Source organism: Pseudomonas sp. RA_15y_Pfl1_P11 (assembly GCF_963970975.1).
In the GTDB taxonomy this organism is placed as follows: Bacteria; Pseudomonadota; Gammaproteobacteria; order Pseudomonadales; family Pseudomonadaceae; genus Aquipseudomonas; species Aquipseudomonas tritici.
Genome location: NZ_CAXAOY010000012.1, coordinates 30,199 through 48,535, shown reverse-complemented (window position 1 = coordinate 48,535; position 18,337 = coordinate 30,199). Strand labels below are relative to the sequence as shown.

The 18,337-nt window shown below is 61.1% G+C and carries 15 protein-coding genes; 11 read left to right on the top strand and 4 right to left on the bottom strand.

All coding sequences use genetic code 11. The annotated features are described in order from the left end of the window. The first annotated feature begins 122 nt into the window (after positions 1-122). The 11 genes from AACY44_RS16265 to AACY44_RS16215 all read left to right on the top strand — a co-directional run bounded on the left by AACY44_RS16265 (position 123) and on the right by AACY44_RS16215 (position 14,642). Entirely contained in the window at positions 123-404 is a 282-nt protein-coding gene (locus AACY44_RS16265) for a peptidylprolyl isomerase (RefSeq protein WP_339415882.1), read from the top strand. 130 nt (positions 405-534) lie between these two features. Continuing rightward, positions 535-2,394 carry an extracellular solute-binding protein gene (locus tag AACY44_RS16260; RefSeq protein WP_339439172.1) on the top strand — a complete coding sequence of 620 codons (1,860 nt, stop codon included), beginning with the start codon at positions 535-537 and terminating at the stop codon, positions 2,392-2,394. Continuing rightward, positions 2,394-3,455: a microcin C ABC transporter permease YejB gene (locus AACY44_RS16255; protein ID WP_065890854.1), complete on the top strand. Its 1,062-nt coding sequence runs from the start codon at positions 2,394-2,396 to the stop codon at positions 3,453-3,455. The genes AACY44_RS16260 and AACY44_RS16255 overlap by 1 nt, the downstream gene beginning before the upstream one ends. After that, positions 3,455-4,477 carry an ABC transporter permease gene (locus AACY44_RS16250; protein ID WP_339427597.1) on the top strand — a complete coding sequence of 341 codons (1,023 nt, stop codon included), beginning with the start codon at positions 3,455-3,457 and terminating at the stop codon, positions 4,475-4,477. Before AACY44_RS16255 ends, AACY44_RS16250 begins: the two co-directional genes overlap by 1 nt. 10 nt (positions 4,478-4,487) lie before the next feature. Then, positions 4,488-6,059: an ABC transporter ATP-binding protein gene (locus AACY44_RS16245; protein ID WP_339415877.1), complete on the top strand. Its 1,572-nt coding sequence runs from the start codon at positions 4,488-4,490 to the stop codon at positions 6,057-6,059. Positions 6,060-6,116: 57 nt separating this feature from the next. Then, positions 6,117-7,526 (top strand): sigma-54 interaction domain-containing protein, encoded by a 1,410-nt coding sequence (locus AACY44_RS16240; RefSeq protein WP_339415876.1) that lies wholly within the window; start codon positions 6,117-6,119, stop codon positions 7,524-7,526. A gap of 286 nt (positions 7,527-7,812) precedes the next feature. Further along, complete coding sequence (locus tag AACY44_RS16235; RefSeq protein ID WP_339415874.1) at positions 7,813-9,204, top strand: GntP family permease; 1,392 nt, start codon at positions 7,813-7,815, stop codon at positions 9,202-9,204. A 7-nt stretch (positions 9,205-9,211) separates the two neighbouring features. Next, positions 9,212-9,985, top strand: a complete 774-nt coding sequence (hbdH, locus tag AACY44_RS16230) for a 3-hydroxybutyrate dehydrogenase (protein ID WP_339415873.1) — start codon at positions 9,212-9,214, stop codon at positions 9,983-9,985. A 123-nt stretch (positions 9,986-10,108) separates the two neighbouring features. Next, complete coding sequence (locus AACY44_RS16225; RefSeq protein ID WP_339530645.1) at positions 10,109-12,067, top strand: acetoacetate--CoA ligase; 1,959 nt, start codon at positions 10,109-10,111, stop codon at positions 12,065-12,067. 135 nt (positions 12,068-12,202) lie between these two features. Further along, the gene (locus tag AACY44_RS16220; RefSeq protein ID WP_339427600.1) at positions 12,203-14,323 is read left to right on the top strand and encodes an ATP-binding protein; all 2,121 of its coding nucleotides are present in this window, start codon (positions 12,203-12,205) and stop codon (positions 14,321-14,323) included. Between the two features lie 43 nt (positions 14,324-14,366). Then, positions 14,367-14,642 (top strand): peptidylprolyl isomerase, encoded by a 276-nt coding sequence (locus tag AACY44_RS16215; protein WP_003174397.1) that lies wholly within the window; start codon positions 14,367-14,369, stop codon positions 14,640-14,642. 115 nt (positions 14,643-14,757) lie between these two features. On the opposite strand, the gene AACY44_RS16210 is transcribed toward AACY44_RS16215, so the two are convergent. From AACY44_RS16210 to AACY44_RS16195, 4 genes are all read right to left on the bottom strand, one after another. Then, entirely contained in the window at positions 14,758-15,663 is a 906-nt protein-coding gene (locus AACY44_RS16210; protein ID WP_339439166.1) for a sugar kinase, read from the bottom strand. A gap of 126 nt (positions 15,664-15,789) precedes the next feature. Further along, entirely contained in the window at positions 15,790-16,998 is a 1,209-nt protein-coding gene (locus AACY44_RS16205; RefSeq protein ID WP_339436608.1) for an amino acid deaminase, read from the bottom strand. A 9-nt stretch (positions 16,999-17,007) separates the two neighbouring features. Then, positions 17,008-17,772, bottom strand: a complete 765-nt coding sequence (locus AACY44_RS16200) for an IclR family transcriptional regulator (RefSeq protein WP_339415868.1) — start codon at positions 17,770-17,772, stop codon at positions 17,008-17,010. Positions 17,773-17,939: 167 nt separating this feature from the next. Beyond that, positions 17,940-18,329, bottom strand: a complete 390-nt coding sequence (locus AACY44_RS16195) for a RidA family protein (protein WP_010210958.1) — start codon at positions 18,327-18,329, stop codon at positions 17,940-17,942. Positions 18,330-18,337: the final 8 nt, after the last annotated feature.

Here is an 18,337-nt window from a genome sequence, read left to right as displayed (position 1 = left end):
CTGAACAATGGACAGATGCCTACCCAGGTTTAGCGCAGCACCCGAAACCCAGTGGAACTTTGCCAGGAAATAACCGCCTGAATCCGGTACGCTCACCCTTTTTACTCAAGGAGTTACTTCCCATGGCCAAAGCCACCGCCCGTCACATCCTCGTTTCCACTGAAGACAAGTGCAACGAACTCAAGGCCCAAATCGAAGGCGGCGCCGATTTCGCAGAAATCGCCAAAGCCAACTCCAGCTGCCCGTCCAGCCGCGACGGCGGCAACCTGGGGTCGTTCGGTCCAGGCCAGATGGTAAAAGAGTTCGACACTGTCGTATTCAGCGCCCCGGTCAACGCCGTGCAAGGCCCGGTGAAAACCCAGTTCGGCTACCACCTGCTGGAAGTCACCAGCCGCCAGGACTGATCCAGTCTGCGCTGACGCTATAAACAACGGCCCGCCTTTTGGTGGGCCGTTGTGCATGTGACGACTGGCGACGCTGATGCCGTTAGCGTACAAATCCCTTTTCTACTTCACACGGCGTTCAAGGCTGACAATGCGATTGGCTTTTTCCTACCTTTTTAGCTCGACGCTGGTCCTGTTGCTGACCAGCACCGCCCTGATTGCGGCGCCCCAACCTTACCTTACGGTATACGGCGAACCGGCCAAGTACCCCGCGGGCTTTAGCCATTTCGACTACGCCAACCCGAATGCCCCCAAGGGCGGTAGCCTGAGCCGATCAGCGATCGAAATCGGGCGCTTCGACCATGTGCTGCCGTATATCGACAAAGGCATTGGTGTTTCCCAGGTCGATGGCTGGCTCTATGCGCCACTGGCACAGCGCTCCCTGGATGAGCCCTACACGGTCTACGGCCTGGTCGCCGAGAACATGGAGCGCGCCGACGATGGCCTGTCGCTGCGCTTTTTCCTCAACCCCAAGGCACGCTTTGCCGACGGCAAACCGATCACCGCCGAAGACGTGCGCTACAGCTTCGACCTGTTGATGACCCAAGGCAGCCTGCGCTTTCGCACGCTGTTCGCCGACGTCACGCACGTCGACGTCGAGGGCGAGCGCCAAGTGCGTTTTGACTTCTCTAGCAATGAAAACCGCACCCTGCCCCTGGACATTGCCACCCTGCCCGTCTTCCCGGAGCACTGGTGGAAAACCCGTGATTTCGCCAATGGTGGCGGTTACGAGGCCCCGCTGGGCAGCGGTCCGTACAAAATCAGCAAGATCGACTCCGGCAGCACCATCACCTTTACACGCGACCCGAATTGGTGGGGCAAGGACTTGCCTGTCAGCCGTGGCCTGTACAACTTCGATCACCTGAGCCTGGAGTATTTCGGTGACACCGAAGTGGCCCGCCAGGTCTTGCGCGGCGGCGCCTACGACTTCAACCGCGAGTTTTCCGCCACCGGCTATTCCATCGGCTACAACGGCCCGGCCCTCGACGATGGCCGCTTGCAACGCGCGCATTTGGCCAAGCAGATGCCGCAAGCGGCCCAGGGTTATGTATTCAACGTGCAAAAACCGATGTTCAAGGACCGCCGCGTGCGCCAGGCGCTGGCGATGCTGTGGGACTTCGAATGGGCCAACCGGCAGATGATGCGCAACATGTACATCCGCCAGCAGAGCTTCTTCTCCAATAGCCCGCTGGCTGCCAGCCAGCTACCAAGCAAAGAAGAGCTGGCGATTCTCGAGCCCTTGCGCGGCCAGGTCCCCGACGAGGTCTTCACCCAAGTGTTCAAGGCGCCGGTGACCGATGGCAGCGGCATGATTCGCGACAAACAGCTGCAAGCCCTGGCCTTGCTGGAAGACGCCGGCTGGAGACCTGAAGGCGATAAGCTGGTGAACGCCGAGGGCGAGCCACTGGCGTTCACATTCCTCAATACGCAGAACGGCCTTGAGCGTCTGCTGCTGCCGTACAAACGCAACCTGGCACAGATCGGCATCACCTTGAATATCCGCCGTATTGACGCTTCTCAGTACGTGAATCGGATCATGACTCGGGATTACGACATGATCGTGATCGGCTTTCCCGTCACCACGTCGCCAGGCATGGAGCTGTACAACTACTTCGGCTCGGCTGCGGCCTATGACCCCGGCGCCAATAACTACATGGTGCTCAAGGATCCGGCCGTCGACACCTTGATCAAAGGCCTGGTCAAGGCCGACACCCAGGCGCAGATGCTCACCTACGCGCATGCCCTGGACCGGGTATTGCAATGGAATTACCTGTGGATCCCCAACTACTACCCACCGGGCACCTCGGCCGCGTGGTGGAACCGCTTCGGTCGCCCGGCCATCGAGGCGAAGAACGACGAAGCCCTGGAAACCTGGTGGGAAATCAGTCCCACGCCACTGACCAATGAACAAATGACAGCCGAGCTGAAAAAACGCGGAGGTTCGCGCTGATGTTTGCCTATATCGTTCGGCGCTTGTTGCTGATCATCCCGACGTTGGTGATCATCCTGCTGGTGAATTTCGTGATCGTACAGGCCGCCCCCGGCGGTCCGGTTGAGCAAGCCATCGCCCACCTGCAAGGCATCGGCGGCGGTGGCGTCGGTGGTTCATCCGGCGAAGGCATCAGCAGCGGTTCCCGCGCCAGTCGTGGCCTGGACCCGAAGTTGATCAAGGACATCGAAAAACAATACGGTTTCGACAAGCCCGCGCCGGAACGCCTCTGGCTGATGCTCAAGAGCTATGCCCAGTTGGATTTTGGTAACAGCTTCTTTCGCGGTAAAACAGTGATCGACCTGATCCTGGAAAAAATGCCAGTGACCATTTCCCTTGGTTTATGGGCAACGCTGATCACCTACCTGGTGTCGATCCCCCTGGGAATTCGCAAGGCCGTGCGCCATGGCAGCAGCTTCGATGTGTGGAGCAGCACCGCCATCGTCATTGGTTATGCAATGCCGGCGTTCCTGTTCGCGATGTTCCTGATCGTGGTGTTTGCCGGCGGCACCTCGCTGAACTGGTTCCCGGTGCGCGGGCTGGTCTCGGAAAACTTCGAAGAACTGAGCACCGTGGGCAAGATCGCCGATTATTTCTGGCACCTGGTATTGCCGGTAACGTCGTTGGTGATTGGCGGTTTCGCCACGCTGACGATCCTCACCAAAAACTCGTTTCTCAATGAAATCACGCGCCAGTATGTGGTGACCGCACGCGCGAAGGGCTTGAGCGAAAGACGCGTGCTGTACGGCCATGTATTTCGCAACGCCATGTTGCTGGTGATCTCGGGCATTCCCCAGGCGTTTATCAGTGTGTTCTTCGCCGGTTCCTTGCTGATTGAAGTGATCTTCTCCCTCGACGGCCTGGGCCGCATGAGTTACGAAGCCGCCGTATCGCGGGACTATCCGGTGGTATTCGGCTCGTTGTTTATCTTCACGTTGTTCGGCCTCTTGATAAAACTGATCGGTGACCTCTGCTACACCCTGGTGGACCCGCGTATCGACTTCGCCGCGAGGAACGCCTGATGCTTAATCTGTCTCCCGTTGCCCGTCGGCGTTTCGAGCGGTTCAAGAAGAACCGTCGCGGCTGGTGGTCGCTGTGGCTGTTTATCGGCCTGTTTATCCTGACACTCGGCGGCGAGTTGATCGCCAACGACAAGCCCTTGGTGCTGAGCTTCAAGAACGAGCTGTATTTTCCGGTGTTCAAGCGTTACACCGAGCAGCAATTCGGTGGTCAGCTGCCGTTCCAGGCCGACTATCGCAGCGATTACGTGCAAAAGCTGATCAAGCACGACGGCGGTTGGATGCTGTTCCCACCGATCCCGTTCAGCGATGACACGCCCAACTACGAGCTGACCCGCCCTGCCCCCAGCCCACCTTCAACGGTGAACTGGCTGGGCACCGATGACCAGTCGCGGGATGTGTTGGCGCGGGTGATCTTTGGCGCGCGGGTGTCGATCCTGTTTGCCTTGGCGCTCACGGCGATCAGCGCCGCCATCGGCATTGCGGCGGGTGCCTTGCAGGGCTACTACGGTGGCTGGGTGGATTTGATTGGCCAGCGCGTTCTGGAGGTGTGGTCCGGGCTGCCGGTGCTGTACCTGCTGATCATCCTTTCCGGCTTTGTCGAGCCGAATTTCTGGTGGCTGCTGGGGATCATGGCGCTGTTTTCCTGGCTGGCCCTGGTGGATGTGGTGCGCGCCGAGTTCCTGCGCGGGCGCAACCTGGAATACGTCAAGGCCGCACGCGCGTTGGGGTTGGGTGACGGCAAGATCATTCGCCGGCATATCCTGCCCAACGCGATGACCGCGACGTTGAGCTACCTGCCGTTTATCTTGACTGGGGCGATTTCGACCTTGAGCGCGCTGGATTTCCTGGGCTTTGGCATGCCGGCAGGCAGCGCGTCGCTGGGCGAACTGATCGCCCAGGGTAAACAGAACCTGCAAGCGCCGTGGCTGGGCCTGACGGCGTTTTTCACCTTGGCGCTGATCCTGTCGCTGCTGGTATTTATCGGCGAGGCACTGCGTGATGCCTTCGACCCCCGTTCGTGAGTGCTCCCGTATGAACCTGATCGAAATCCGCGACCTCAGCGTCGCGTTCAGTGGCCAGACCGTGGTGCGCAACCTGAGCCTGGATGTGCGCCCCGGTGAATGCCTGGCGCTGGTGGGCGAGTCGGGCTCGGGCAAGTCGGTGACGGCCCATTCAATCCTGCAATTGCTGCCCGAAGCGGGTACGCAAACCACAGGTTCGGTGAAGTATCGTGGCCAGGAATTGATCGGTGCCTCAGCGGCAACCCTGCAAAAGCTGCGCGGCAACCGCATTGCGATGGTCTTTCAGGAGCCGATGACCTCCCTCAATCCACTGCACAGCATCGAAAAGCAGATCGGCGAAACCCTGCTGGTGCACAAGGGCCTGGGCGGTAAGGCGGCGCAGGCGCGCATCCTCGAATTGCTTGAGCTGGTGGGCATCCAGAAACCCCAGGAGCGGCTCAAGGCCTACCCGCACCAGCTCTCCGGTGGTCAACGCCAGCGGGTGATGATCGCCATGGCCCTGGCCTGCGAGCCGGAGTTGCTGATCGCCGATGAACCCACCACCGCCCTGGACGTGACCGTGCAGCGCAAGATCCTGCTGCTGCTCAAGTCCTTACAGCAACGCCTGGGCATGTCGCTCCTGCTGATCAGCCATGACCTCAACCTGGTGCGCAGCATTGCCCAACGCGTGTGCGTAATGCACGCCGGGGAGATTGTCGAACAGGCCGACTGCCAGACCCTGTTCAATTCGCCTCAGCACCCTTACAGCCGCCTGCTGCTGGATGCTGAACCGGCCGGTGATGCGCTGTGCAGCGATGAGCGCGAGACGGTGTTGCAGGTCGACGACCTGAGCGTGCAATTCCCGCTGAGCAGCGGCCTGTTTCGGCACAAAACCTATCTGCGTGCGGTGGATGGCATCAGCCTCAGCGTGCAGCGTGGCAAGACCCTGGGGATCGTCGGCGAGTCTGGCTCGGGTAAATCCACCCTGGGCCAGGCGATCCTGCGTTTGCTCGATTCCACCGGCAGCATCCGCTTCCAGGGTGCAGCCCTTGACCCGCTGAATAACCAGCAAATGCGCCCATGGCGCAAGCAGATGCAGGTGGTGTTCCAGGACCCTTACGGCAGCCTCAGCCCACGCATGACCGTGGAGCAGATCATCAGCGAAGGCCTGGAAGTACACGCGCCGTGCAGCCTGGCCGACCGCGATGCGCAGGTGGTTCAGGTGCTCGAGGACGTGGGCCTTGACCCTGCTAGCCGGCACCGCTATCCGCATGAGTTTTCTGGCGGTCAGCGCCAACGTATCGCCATCGCCCGCGCCCTGGTGCTCAAGCCGGCGCTGATGCTGCTGGACGAACCCACCTCGGCCCTCGATCGTACGGTGCAGAAACAAGTGGTGGCACTTCTGCGTGAACTGCAACAGAAATACGGCCTGACTTACCTGTTTATCAGCCATGACCTGGCGGTGGTGCGCGCCATGGCACACGACATGATCGTGATCAAGGACGGCAAGGTGGTGGAGGCCGGCGCGAGCCACCAGGTGTTTGATTCACCGCAGCATGCCTATACCAAAGAGCTTTTAGCAGCGGCGCACATTCCCTTATAGGCGTGCGCGCCCACAAGGATCGCGATTCCATGTCCAATTTGTGTTGGTAGCCTAAACATGAACATCACCGATAACCTCAAGGACTACCAACAGGTTCGCGGCCTGGCCATCCAGTCGCTGTTCGAGATTATCGAGCAGTCCAGCGAGGGCACAGTGATTGTCGACCGCGACGCCAATATTGTCTGGATGAACGAGCGTTACGCCAAGCGCTTCGGCCTGAAAAGCGCTGACGAAGCCATCGGCCAGCCCTGTGAACAGGTGATTTCCAACAGCCTGCTGCGCCAGGTGGTGCGCAATGATCAGCCGATCTTGCTGGATATCCAGGACACGCCCAAAGGCCCGCTGGTGGTGATGCGCCTGCCGATCCACAACGACGCAGGCGCGGTGATCGGGGCGATTGGTTTTGCCTTGTTTGATGAGCTGCGCAACCTGTCGCCATTGATCGAACGTTACCTGAGCATGCAACAGGAGCTGGCCTCCACTCGCTCATTGCTGCGTTCGCGCCAGAGCAAATACAACTTTGCGCACTTCATCGGCACCAGCGCCGCCAGCCTTGAAGTGAAACGCCGGGCGCGGCGCAGTGCGAGTGCCGAATCGCCGGTATTGTTACTGGGGGAAACCGGCACCGGCAAGGAGTTGCTCGCCCAGGCGATTCACGGCGCCTCCACGCGGGCGCACAAGGCCTTCGTCAGCGTCAACAGCGCGGCGATTCCCGCAGACCTGCTGGAAGCCGAGTTCTTCGGCACCGCACCGGGCGCGTTTACCGGTGCTGACCGCAAGGGCCGTCCCGGTAAATTCCAGATCGCCCAAGGCGGCACGCTGTTCCTCGACGAGATCGGGGACATGCCCCTGCCGCTGCAAAGCAAATTGCTGCGGGTATTGCAGGAAAAAGAATTCGAGCCAGTAGGCTCCAACGAGATGCTGCACAGCGATGTGCGCGTGATTGCCGCGACGTCCATGGACCTGGAGGCGGCGATCAAGCGCGGCGAATTTCGTGCGGACCTGTATTACCGGCTGAATGTGCTGCCCATCCAGGTACCGCCGTTGCGTGAGCGGCTGGAGGATGTCCCGGCGCTGAGTGAGGCGATCCTTGAGGAACTGCGCAGCCAGCATGAACTGGATCATGAAGCGTTAGCGTTATTGGCGCAGCATGCGTGGCCGGGGAATATCCGTGAGCTACGTAACGTGCTGGAGCGCGCGGCGTTGTTGAGTGATGACTTGGTGTTGGATGCCCGGGAAATTCGTGCGGCAATTGGTACGTTCACCCCGGTGCAGCGTGGCAGTGCGGTGGTGCCGGTGGAGGGGGAGAGTTTCGGTGCGGCGCGGGAGCGGTTTGATCGGCAGGTGATAGGGGCGGCGTTGGAGGCGTGTGAGGGGAATGTGGTGGAGGCGGCGAAGCGGCTGGGGCTTGGGCGGTCGACGTTGTATAAGAAAATGGTGGCGTTGGGCATCAGCGAGTCTCAATAAAGAGACATAAATCTCGAATTCAAGACAATCTAATGTGGGAGCTGGCTTGCCTGCGATCGCTGTGGTTCAGCTTGCATATAGGCTAGCAGGAAGACCGCTATCGCAGGCAAGCCAGCTCCCAAATTTGAACTGCACCTGTCTCAAATAAGAGACAAACCTCAGAGCTGTTGTTTGAAATATCTTAAATATCCTTATATTTCAATAGCTTGTGATCTTGGCACACATCTCGCTATAGCCCTCCTTCAAGCCTCACCCCACAAAAATAACAACCCGATGGAGACACACCATGAGTGTGATCATTGCCCTGGCAGCCCTGGCGCTGCTGATGCTGGCTGCCTACCGTGGCTATAGCGTTATCCTGTTTGCCCCCATCGCCGCCCTCGGCGCTGTGCTGCTCACCGACCCGTCCGCCGTCGCCCCTGCGTTTACCGGGGTGTTCATGGAGAAAATGGTCGGATTTATCAAACTGTATTTCCCGGTGTTCCTGCTCGGTGCGGTGTTTGGCAAGCTGATCGAGTTGTCGGGCTTCTCGCGCTCGATTGTCGCCGCCGCGATCCGCTTGCTCGGCACGCGCCAGGCGATGCTGGTGATCGTGCTGGTCTGCGCCCTGCTCACCTATGGCGGCGTGTCGCTGTTCGTGGTGGTGTTTGCGGTGTACCCGTTCGCGGCGGAGATGTTTCGCCAGAGCAATATTCCCAAGCGGCTGATACCGGCAACCATCGCCCTCGGTGCGTTTTCGTTCACTATGGACGCCCTGCCCGGCACGCCGCAGATCCAGAACATCATCCCCAGCACCTTCTTCAACACCACCGCCTGGGCCGCGCCGTGGCTGGGGCTGGTCGGCACAATCTTCGTGTTCTGCGCCGGCATGCTGTACCTCGCGCGCCAGCGCAATAAGGCGCAACGTGCCGGTGAAGGCTATGGCACCGAACTGCGCAACGAGCCCGAAACCGCTGAGAACCTGACCCTGCCCAACCCATGGATCGCGCTGTCGCCGCTGATTCTGGTGGGGGTGATGAACCTGTTGTTCACCCACTGGATCCCGCAGTGGTACGGCAAGACCCACAGCCTCAGCCTGCCGGGCATGAGCACACCGGTGACCACCGACATCGCCAAGCTGACCGCAATCTGGGCGGTGCAGGCGGCGTTGCTGGTGGGCATCATCATGGTGCTGGTGTTCGGCTGGTCGGCGATCAAAAGCAAGCTGGCCGAAGGCAGTAAAAGTGCGGTCAGCGGTGCGCTGCTGGCGGCGATGAACACCGCCTCGGAATACGGTTTTGGCGCGGTGATCGCCTCGTTGCCAGGCTTTTTGGTACTGGCAGACTGGCTCAAAGGCATTCCCAACCCGCTGGTCAACGAAGCAATTACCGTGACCCTGCTGGCCGGTATTACCGGCTCCGCGTCGGGCGGCATGAGCATTGCCCTGGCGGCCATGTCCGAGAGCTTTATTTCGGCGGCCCATGCGGCCAATATCCCCCTTGAAGTGCTGCACCGGGTGGCGGCGATGGCCAGCGGCGGCATGGACACCCTGCCCCACAACGGCGCGGTGATCACGCTGTTGGCGGTGACTGGCCTGACCCACCGCGAAGCCTACAAGGACATTTTCGGCATCACGATCATCAAGACCCTCGCGGTGTTTGTGGTGATCGGTACTTTCTACGCCACCGGCATTGTGTGAGGTTTTCATGACGACATTGAACGGCAAGACCGCTCTGGTCACCGGCTCCACCAGCGGCATCGGCTTGGGCATCGCGTTGAGCCTGGCAAAGGCCGGGGCCAATCTGATCCTCAACGGCTTCGGCGACGCCGGCGCGGTGATCGCGCAAGTGCAAGCGTTTGGCGGCAAGGTCGGCCATCACCCGGCCGACGTCAGCGACCCGGCGCAGATCGCCGACATGATCGCCTACGCCGAGCGTGAATTCGGCGGCGTGGATATCCTGGTGAATAACGCCGGCATCCAGCACGTCGCGGCGGTGGAAGACTTCCCGGTTGAGCGCTGGGACTCGATCATCGCGATCAACCTGTCCTCGGTGTTCCACAGCACGCGCCTGAGCTTGCCGGGCATGAAAGCCAAGGGCTGGGGGCGCATCGTCAATATCGCGTCGGTGCACGGGCAAGTCGGTTCGGTGGGCAAGGCGGCGTATGTGGCGGCCAAGCACGGCGTGATCGGACTGACCAAAGTAGTGGGCCTGGAAACGGCAACCAGCAACGTCACGTGCAACGCCATCTGCCCTGGCTGGGTGCTGACGCCGCTGGTGCAGAAGCAGATTGATGATCGCGCCGCCAATGGCGTGGACCCGCAGCAGGCGCAGCATGATTTGCTGGCACAGAAGCAGCCGTCACTGGCGTTTGTCACGCCGCCGCAGCTGGGTGAGTTGGTGCTGTTTTTGTGCAGCGAAGCGGGTAGCCAGGTGCGCGGTGCGGCGTGGAATATGGATGGCGGTTGGCTGGCACAATAAACACAGACTTCCACACCAATGCAGATCCAAATATGGGAGTGGCGGTGCGACGATTCGACTTGCTCGCTCCCACATTGGATCTATGTTGTCTCGTAGATTTGTATAAGAACAAGAGACTCGCGCATGTCCGACATCCTCTGGCAACCCTCCCCGGCACGCATCGCCAACACGCGCATGGACCAGTTCCGTCGCTACCTCAACGAACGCTACAGCGTGCAGCTCAGCGACTACCCGGACCTGCACCAGTGGAGCATCGACCAGCGCGCGGATTTCTGGCGGGCGATCGTGGCGTTCTTCGACGTGCAATTTCGCAGTCCGCCCACGGCCGTGCTGATCGAAGACACCGAGATGCCCAGTGCCCACTGGTTCCCCGGCGCCACGCTGAATTTTGCCGAGCACCTGCTGCGCCGCCGCGACGATCACCCGGCGGTGGTCGCCATCGGCGAAGACGGCCAGCGCGAGCAATTGACCTACGCCGAACTGGCTGCCCATGTCGCCGGCCTGCAAAAAAGCCTGCGCGCTGCCGGCGTCACCCAGGGCGACCGGGTTGCCGCGTGCATGCCCAACACCTGGCAAACCCTGGTGGGCATGCTCGCGACCACCAGCCTGGGCGCGATCTGGTCGTGCTCATCGCCCGACTTTGGCACCCAGGGCGTGATCGACCGTTTCGGCCAGATCGAACCCAAAGTGCTGATCACCTGCGCCGGTTACCGCTATGCCGGTAAGCACATCGACCAGACCGCCAAGCTCAATGAAATCCTCGAGCGCCTGCCGTCCCTGGAACAGTTGATCATTGTGCCTTATGCACGGCCCCAGGCGCGGATCGAGGACTACCGCACCCACGCCAGCATCTCCCTGTGGCAGGACGCCTACCAAGCCGGTGGCGAGCCGGAATTCGTCGCCGTACCGTTCGATCATCCGCTGTACATCCTCTATTCCAGCGGCACCACCGGTATCCCTAAATGCATCATCCATGGGACCGGCGGCGTGCTGCTCACCCACCTCAAGGAACACGGCCTGCACGCCGACCTGTCGCGCGAGGACTGCCTGTTCTACTACACCACCTGCGGCTGGATGATGTGGAACTGGCTGGTGTCGGTGCTGGCCATCGGCGCCACGGCGGTGCTGTATGACGGTTCGCCGTTTCACCCGGGCCCCGAGCGGCTGATCGACCTGATTGACGCGGAAAAGATCAGCGTGTTCGGCACCAGCCCCAAGTTTCTTGCCACGCTGGAAAAGTCAGGCCTGCAACCGCGCATGACCCACGACCTGAGCAGCCTCAAAGGCCTGATTTCAACAGGTTCACCGTTGTCGCCGCAGAGCTACGACTACGTGTATCGCGAGATCAAGCGCGAGTTGTGCCTGTCCTCCATGTCAGGCGGCACCGATATCGTCTCCTGTTTTGTGATCGGCAACCCAGTGTTGCCGGTGCGGCGCGGCGAAATGCAGTGCAAGAGCCTGGCAATGGCCATTGAAGTGTGGAACGACCAGGGCCAGCCACTGATCGGCGAAAAAGGCGAACTGGTGTGCACCCGGCATTTCCCGGCCATGCCGATCGGCCTGTGGAACGACCCGGAGCGCCATAAACTGCGCGCCTCGTATTTCAGCCAGTTCCCCGGCGTATGGGCCCAGGGTGACTACGCCGAACAGCGGCCCAATGGCAGCCTGCTGATTCACGGGCGTTCCGACGCCGTGCTCAACCCGGGCGGCGTACGCATCGGCACGGCAGAGATTTATCGCCAGGTGGAAAAAGTCCCACAGGTGCTGGAAAGCCTGGCGATTGGCCAACGCTGGCAGGACGACGTTCGTGTGGTGCTGTTCGTGCGCCTCAATGACGGTGTGGACCTGGACGCAGCCCTGGAGCAACACATTCGCCAGGTGATCCGCGCCAACACCACACCACGCCATGTACCGGCGAAGATCCTCGCTGTCACCGATATCCCCCGCACCATCAGCGGAAAGATCGTTGAATTGGCGGTGCGCAATGTGGTGCACGGCGAGCCCGTGAAGAACACCGACGCCCTGGCGAACCCGCAGGCGCTGGAGCAGTTTCGCAATCGCCCTGAACTGGCTGAAGGATGAAAGGTTTCAGCCCCGGCGCACTGTTTTGAAGACAAACCCCGAATGCATGCTATTTTTCGGGGGTAGTCACTCATTCCCACGTCACGGGATAATGGGTGTTGTCATCTTTCAAAGCGTTACGCTCAGGGCTTTTACATGAAGGGAACATCCACCGGTAGCGAAGCCGCCGCTTTAATTGCGCGGCTGGACTGGACGCAAAGCCCACTCGGTGAGGCCAATGATTGGCCACAAAGCCTGCGCACTGCCCTGGATATTGTCGTGCACTCGCCGATGCCGATGCTGCTGCTGTGGGGCAGCCAACTCACGCAACTCTATAACGACGGCTTCGCACTGCTGGCGGGTAACAAACACCCCGAAGCCATGGGCAAACCCGCGCACCATACCTGGCCGGAGCTGGAAAGTTTTGCCGCGCCGGTCTACGACGCTGTGCTCAGCGGCGAGGTGCGCACGTTCAGCGAGCAGCGCTTCGTGCTGCAACGCAATAATCGCGACACCGAGATCTGGCTGGACCTGACCTACAGCCCGGTCCGCGATGAAAGCGCCAACGTGGCTGGCATCCTGGTCACCGCCATCGAAACCAACGAACGCCGCCGGGCCCAGCACAACACGGAACAACGCCTGCAACTCGCCCTGGCGGCCACTGACGCCGTAGGCACCTGGGACTGGGATATCGGCGAAGACCGTTTTATTGCCGACGCGCATTTCGCCTACCTGCACGGCGTCGAGCCCAGCGATGCAGGCCTGCTGCCGATCAGCGACTACCTGAAAGGCGTGCACCCCGAAGACCGTGGCACGGTGACGCGCAGCATCAAACACTGCATCACCTTCGGCACCGAATACGCTGAGGAATACCGCCTGCTGCAGGCCGATGGCAACGTGCGCTGGGTGTTTGCCCGGGGCCGTTGCTACAAGGACCATCAAGGCCGCCCGGCGCGGTTCCTCGGTGCCGCATTGGACCTCACCGAGCGCAAGCACACCGAACAGGCCCTGCGCCACCTCAACGAAAACCTTGAGGAACGCGTGGCCCAGCGCACCCAGGCGCTGGCCGAGTCCAACCAGCGCCTGCAAAACGAAATGTACGAGCGTGAGCGCGCCGAAGACGCCCTGCGCCATGCGCAGAAAATGGAAGCGGTCGGCCAACTCACCGGCGGTATCGCCCATGACTTCAACAACATGCTCACCGGTATCATCGGCAGCCTGGACCTGATGCAGCGCTATATCACCGCCGGGCGCAGTGATGAGATCGGGCGTTTTACCGATGCTGCCGTGTCGTCCGCCCATCGTGCGGCCGCCCTCACCCACCGCTTGCTGGCGTTCTCACGCCGCCAGTCACTGGACCGACGCCCGCTGAACCCGAACCAACTGGTGACGTCTCTGGAAGATTTGTTCCGGCGTACCACGGGCGCGCATATCTCGCTCAAAGTGCAACTCGGCCATGACATCTGGCCGGTGAACACCGATGCCAGCCAACTGGAAAACGCTTTGCTCAATTTGGTAATCAACGCCCGCGATGCCATGCATGATGGCGGTGAAATCCTGATTGAAACCGCCAACAGTTACCTAGACGGCTCCGACATCACCACCCTTGAACCGGTCAAGGCTGGCGACTACGTGATGCTGGGCGTGTGCGACAACGGCACGGGTATGGCGCCGAAGATCCTGGCCAAGGCGTTCGACCCGTTCTTCACCACTAAACCCATCGGCCAGGGCACCGGCCTGGGGCTGTCGATGATCTACGGGTTCGCCCAGCAGTCCGGCGGCCACGTGACCATTCAAAGTGATCCGGGCCAGGGCACGTGTGTGCGCCTGTACCTGCCGCGCCTGTACGGTACGTCGCTGGAAAGCAGCCAGCCGCCGCACCTGAGCGAAGCCCCGTTGGCGCTGGCGGGTGAGGCGGTAGTGGTGGTCGAAGACGACCCGGCGGTGCGCATGCTGGTGGTCAATGTGCTCGATGAACTGGGCTACACCGCGCATCAGGCGGCGGACGCACGGGCTGCACTGCCGCTGCTGGAGTCGGACCTGCGCGTAGATTTGCTGGTCACCGATGTCGGCCTGCCGGGCATGAACGGCCGGCAGTTGGCGGAAATTGCCCGTCAGCAGCGGCCCGGTCTCAAGGTCCTGTTCATGACCGGGTACGCCGAGAAAGCCGCTGAGCGCCAGGGCTTTCTGGAAGACGGCATGAACATGGTTGCCAAACCGTTTTCCATCGACCTGCTGGCCACGACAATCCGCAGCATGATCAGCGTGGACGAATGAGTTCAGGCATAATCGCGCGCCGTCGCACACCTGGTAGAGATCAATGAAAGCCCAAGCCCGTCATATCCTGGTGAAAACCAGCGAAGAAGCCGAACAACTCAAGCAGCGCATTGCCAAGGGCGAGGCGTTTGACGTGCTGGCCAAGAAGTACTCCACCTGCCCGTCTGGCAAGCGTGGCGGCGATCTGGGTGAAGTGCGGCCTGGGCAGATGGTCGGGGCGATTGATGCGGTGATTTTCAAGAAGCCGGTGAAGGTGGTTCACGGGCCGATCAAGAGTAAGTTTGGGTATCACTTGGTGCAGGTGTTTTACCGGGACTAAGGGGTTGGCTTTGGACCGCTTTCGCGAGCAAGCCCACTCCCACAGTTGACCGCATGTCATCTGAAGGAATGCAGTCAACTGTGGGGCTTGCTCCCGAACCGCCGCAGGCGGCCATTCACCCGGGAATCAAAGCTCCCGACACCTGGATCACCCGACTCGCCAACCGATGCCCAGCCAAGGCGGCCTCTTCGGGTGAGCCCCCCTTGAGCCGACCAGCCAAATACGCCGCACTGAACGAATCCCCCGCCGCCGTCGTATCCACCACCTTCTCCACCTTCAGCGCGGGCACTGCAAAGCGCTCCCCTGCACAACGGATCAAACACGCGTGCGCCCCGCGCTTGAGCACCACCTCAGCAATCCCCGGATACGCTGCGAATACCTGCTCACTGTCGGCATAACCAAACAACGCGCGCTCGTCATCCTCGGTCAACAAGGCAATATCCACCTCGGCCAACACTTGGTGATACGCCGCCCGTGCCGCCTCGACACTGGCCCACAGGCGCGGTCGGTAGTTGTTGTCGAATACCACCTTACCCCCGCGTCGACGGGTTTCGATCAAGGTTGGCAGCAAACGCTCACGGCCGATTTCACCCAGTACCGCCAGGGTAATGCCGCTCAGATACACCACGTCGTAGTCCGGCAAGGCGGCCAGGATCGGCTCGGCCGCAGGCGTAGTGAAGCACTCGCGCACGGCGGCTTCGTTACGCCAATAGAGGAATTTACGCTCGCCATTGGCATCGGTCTGGATGCAATACAAGCCTGGCAAACGCCCGGGCAGGCGCTGGACCCTGCCCAGGCCCAAGCCTTCTTGCGCCCACTGTTGGCACATGGCGTCACTGAAGCTGTCATCGCCCAGTGCGGTGACGTAGTCGACGTGAGCGGTGTCGCCCAGTTCACGGCGCAGGTAGACCGCCGCGTTAAGGGTGTCGCCGCCGAAGCTCTGGTGCAGGCTGCCGTCGGCGCGGTGTTGCAGTTCGATCATGCATTCGCCGATGAGGGCGATGTGGGGTTGGGGGGGCATGGCATATCTCTCGAGTGGGCTGATGGCCCCTTCGCGAGCAAGCCCGCTCCCACAGTTGACTGCATACCTACAGATAAAATGCGGTCAATGTGGGGGTGGGCTTGCTCGCGAAGGGAGCGACACGGTCTAGAAGCAGGTATGCAAAGACTCAATCACCTGCAACTGCTCATCCACCAGGCAACCCACTTGCCACTTGTCAAAGGTCAGGCAAGGGTGGGAAGTGCCGAACGAGATGATGTCGCCAATACGCAACTCGACCCCCGCGGCGACGGTCATGAATGCGTGCTGGTCCATCACTGCCGTGACCTTGCACGCGCCCACATCATCGCCTTCCGCCGGAACGATACCGGCCTTGTAGCGCTTGAGCGGCACCGGCAAACCGGCGTCATAGGCGACGTCACGCTTGCCCAGGGCGATCACCGCAAAACCCGGCTCCGGCATAGACTGCACATGCGCCCAGACTTCCAGCGCCGGGCGCAGGCCTTCGCTGAGGTCGCTACGGCGGTCAAGCACGCAGCATTGCGCCTCTTTGTAGATGCCGTGGTCGTGGGCCACGTAGCTGCCAGGGCGCAGCACACTGAGGAAGCGGCCGGCGGCGTTTTGCGCCTCGAAAGACTCGGCGATCAAGTCATACCAGGCCGACCCCGACGCGGTGACGATGGGCTTGGGCAGGTCGAAAGAGCCGTTGTTCTGCAGGTCAACTGCCAAGCGCACCAGGCTGGCGGCGAACTCACGGATGCCGCTGATGGCGTGCTCGCCATGGATCACGCCTTCATAGCCTTCGATACCGGTAAGGGCCAGGGCGGGCTGGGCCTTGATCGCCTTGGCCAGATCACGGACCTCCTGCTCGCTACGGCAACCGCAACGGCCACCGACCACGCCGTATTCGATCATCACGTTGAGGCGCAAACCGCGAGCGGCGAAAAACAGGCCGAGGTCGGCGACGTTATCCGGGTGGTCGACCATGCAGTGGAAGTCGAAATCCTTGTCGGCCAACAGGTCAGCGATCAACGCCATGTTTGGCGCGCCCACCAGTTGATTGGCCATCAACACACGGCGCACGCCGCCGGCATAAGCAGCACGGACCTGTACGGCGTTGGCCAGGGTGATGCCCCAAGCACCCGCTGCGATCTGGCGCAGGAACAGTGCCGGCATCATGCTGGTCTTGCCATGGGGCGCGAGCTCGGCGCCGCTCTTGCTGACAAAGTCCTGCATCCAGCGGATGTTGTGTTCCAGGGCGTCACGGTGCAGCACCAGGGCGGGCAGGCTGACGTCACGAACCAGGTGGGCACCGACGGCAGCCGCGCCCTTTTCAACGGCATTGATGGCAGACATGGAAAACTCCTATTCGTTGATGCGCCGGGCCAGGTGGTTGGCGCTGTCGATCAACACCCGGCGATAGTCGTTGTAGTTTTTGAGCGCGTCGGCGCGTGGGGCGACGATGCACAGGGTCGCAATGCTGATGCCTTGGGCGTCCCGTACCGGGGCGGCAAAGCAATGGGTAAAGGTGTCGGCCACACTGTCGAAGGAAAAGAAGCCATCGAGGGTGGCCTGACGGATTTGCGCCAGGAAGGTCTCCAGCGATAGGCGCTCGCCATCCGGCAGGATGAAGTCGTCGGGATCGATCAGATCAATGATCTGCTGATCGCTCAAGTGCCCCAGCAGCAGGCGTCCGGAGGCGGTCCAGGGGATCGGTGCGTTTTCGCCGATGTCCGAGGAAATCCGGAAATGCCGCTCGCCTTCGCGCATCAGCGCCACCGTGTATTTGCGCCCGTTGAGCAGGCACATCTGCGCGGTTTCGTGGGTTCGGCTGACGATTTCCTGCAAGGCGTGGTCGGCCTCGCGGGTCAGGTCGAAATGGCGCAGGTGCGCCTGGCCGAGAAAGTACAGTTGGCGGCCGAGGTAGACGTGACCGTCCTTGCCCACCGTTTCGAGGATGCGTCGTTCGAGCAAGGACGCGACCAATTCGTAGACGGTGGATTTGGGGCTGCCGATGCCGCTGGCAATATCATTCGGGCGCAGGGGTTGGCCGATTTCCTTGAGGAAATCGAGGATATCGAATGCACGGTCCAGGCCCTTGGCGCGGCGTTTGATGGTGTCTTCGGTCATGGCGGTTCTGGTCTCGTTCAAAACGTTACTGTCAACACAGCCCCCTGTGGGAGCGGGCTTGCTCGCGAATGCGGTGGATCAGCTATAGATGCATTCACTGAAACACCGCTTTCGCGAGCAAGCCCGCTCCCACATTTGATCTCGAGTGGTCTCAAGAGTGGGGGCATTTAGCCTTTTTTCTTGTAGGCCACGCAATCAATCTCGACCTTGCAATCGACCATCATGTTCGCCTGCACACAGGCACGTGCCGGGGCGTGTTCCGGGGTGAAGTATTCGCCGAATACCTTGTTGAAACTCCAGAAGTCCCGGGGGTCTTCCAGCCATACGCCGACGCGCACGACGTCTTTGAGCTCGTAGCCGGCTTCTTCGAGGATCGCCACCACGTTGCGCATGGTCTGGCGGGTTTGCTCGATAATCCCGCCGGTGATGATTTCGCCGTCCACCGCAGGCACTTGGCCCGAGACGTACAGCCAGCCGTCCGCTTCCACCGCGCGGGCGAAAGGACGTGGCTGGCCACCGCCGGCTGTGCTACCGGCACCGTAACGAGTGATGCTCATAAAAATAG